Here is a 641-nt window from a genome sequence, read left to right on the forward strand (position 1 = left end):
AAGGGTGGAAGCTGCATTCGACACACTCGCAAGGGACACGGCGGCCTACCGCACCGCTGCCATGCAAGCAGCTGGCGGCTACTCCTGGGACCGCGTTTCCGAACGCTACCTCGCCGTCTATCGCGAGGTCCTGGGGGCACGCGCACCAGTTGCGTCCATGGCGGTCGCACCGGAAGCAGGATAAGACATCCACATGGCTCGCTCCTGCTCCCGCTCCTGGAAAACCGTGGCCACCCTGGTTGCATCCACGATCCTGGCATCGAATGCGGCCTCGGCCGGCTGCCTCAGAGGCATCAACCTGGCCGGCGCCGAATTCGGGGATGCCGATGGCGTCTACGGCAAGGACTACATCTACCCGAGCGACGCCACGATCAGCTATTTCGCCGGCAAGGGCTTCAACGCCGTGCGCCTGCCCTTCCGATGGGAACATCTGCAGCCACACCTCGGCAAAGCCTTCGACAAGGCCGAACACACACGTCTCACCGATGCGATCGCGAGGCTCAAGGGCGCCGGCCTGACCGTCATTCTCGACGTCCACAACTACGCCCGCTATCGCGGCCAGCTGATCGGCTCGGAAGCCGTGCCCAATGCCGCCTTCGCGGATTTGTGGAAGCGCCTTGCCAGCGAATACCGCAACGATC

Annotated in this window: 2 protein-coding genes; both read left to right on the top strand. The window is 64.1% G+C overall.

The genetic code is table 11. The features are described 5' to 3' along the window. The coding region (locus tag G3A47_RS23740; protein ID WP_208328416.1) for a hypothetical protein at positions 1–184 on the top strand (184 nt) is incomplete at its 5' end. Positions 185–226: 42 nt separating this feature from the next. After that, on the top strand, positions 227–641 hold a 415-nt coding region (locus tag G3A47_RS22895), incomplete at its 3' end, for a glycoside hydrolase family 5 protein (protein WP_166926589.1).

Origin of the sequence: Flavobacterium poyangense (genome assembly GCF_011751075.1) — a bacterium.
In the GTDB taxonomy this organism is placed as follows: domain Bacteria; phylum Bacteroidota; class Bacteroidia; order Flavobacteriales; family Flavobacteriaceae; genus Flavobacterium; species Flavobacterium poyangense.